Source organism: Streptomyces sp. NPDC001880, assembly GCF_053594575.1.
Genome location: NZ_JBSFET010000291.1, coordinates 1 through 1,252, shown reverse-complemented (window position 1 = coordinate 1,252; position 1,252 = coordinate 1). Strand labels below are relative to the sequence as shown.

Below are 1,252 nucleotides of genomic sequence, written 5' to 3'. Positions count from 1 at the left end.
TTCACGGAGCCGCTCCACCTCACCAAGATCCACAGGCCGCAGCATGCGCCACCGCAACCACCGAGATCAAATCAACCTAACGAAGTACTACTAGGTACTTTCGTTTAGATCATCGTGCGGACCAGATGAAGATGCCTACGATGTGGAGTCCGGCGAGGTAGATGGTTGCGGTCTTGTCGTAGCGGGTGGCCAGGCCGCGCCAGTGTTTGATGCGGTTGATGCATCGTTCGACGGTGTTGCGCTGTTTGTAGGCCTCGCGATCGAAGGCGGGTGGTCTGCTGCCCCGGCTGCCGCGCCGTCTGCGGTGGGCGGCCTGGTCGGCTGAGGTCTCGCCGGCATCGTCACCAGGACTAACCCGTGTGTGCGCCGAGGAGGCTGGAGAGACGGTGTGGTGGCCGCGCTCCCGCCGTCTTCGCGGGTGTGGAGGCGTCTCGTAGGATGGCCCCGTGGAGCGGGGAAAGCTGATCGCGGACCGTTACGAGCTGATCGGCCGTCTGGGTCGGGGTGGCATGGGCGAAGTGTGGGCCGCGCGGGATCGCGTGCTCCACCGTGAGATCGCGCTCAAGCTGTTAAATCTCGACGGGATTACCCAGTCTGACCTGACCCGGCGGTTCGAGCGCGAGGCGGTGGCCGCTGCCCAGATCGTCCACCCCAACGTTGCCGCCCTGTACGACCGGGGCGTCCACGACGACGTGTTGTTCCTGGTCATGGAGAAGGTGGACGGCCAGACGCTCACGGCGCGTCTCCAGGCCGAGAGTCCTTTCCCCCTGACGCGTGCCGTGGCCATCGCCAGCGGCATCTGCACCGCGCTGGAGGCCGCCCACCGGGCCCAGGTCATCCACTACGACATCAAGCCTCACAACGTCATCCTCACCGGCGACGGGCTGGTGAAGGTCATCGACTTCAGGATCGCCGGGTTCGTCCAGGCCGCGTTCACCGTGGCGCGCTCCTCCCAACTGACCCCGGCCGGAACGCCGGAGTTCGGCGCACCAGAGCAGTTCCTCACGGAGCGCGGCGACGAACGCTCCGACCTGTACGCACTCGGTGGAATCCTCTTCGCGATGCTCGCCGGCCGACCGCCCTTCACCGGGCACAACAGCATCGCGGTCGTGCGACGCAAACTCGACGAGGAGGCCCCGCCCCTCGACGCGTTCCGCCCCGGCCTGCCGCCGGAGGTGACCGCGCTCGTCGCCGAACTACTGGAGCGTGATCCCGACCGGCGCCCCCAGTCGGCACAGCAGGTCCAGCAGCG

At 66.9% G+C, this 1,252-nt stretch carries 1 protein-coding gene and 1 pseudogene; one reads left to right on the top strand and one right to left on the bottom strand.

What is annotated here, in order from left to right:
* Nucleotides 1-109 precede the first annotated feature (109 nt).
* Nucleotides 110-319 (bottom strand): annotated as a pseudogene (locus ACWCQ6_RS37360) (IS5/IS1182 family transposase); the annotation flags it as partial.
* A gap of 127 nt (nucleotides 320-446) precedes the next feature.
* Between ACWCQ6_RS37360 and ACWCQ6_RS37355 the strand changes: the two are divergent.
* Nucleotides 447-1,252, top strand: an 806-nt coding sequence (locus tag ACWCQ6_RS37355; protein ID WP_451096971.1) for a serine/threonine-protein kinase, incomplete at its 3' end; no start/stop codon positions are given.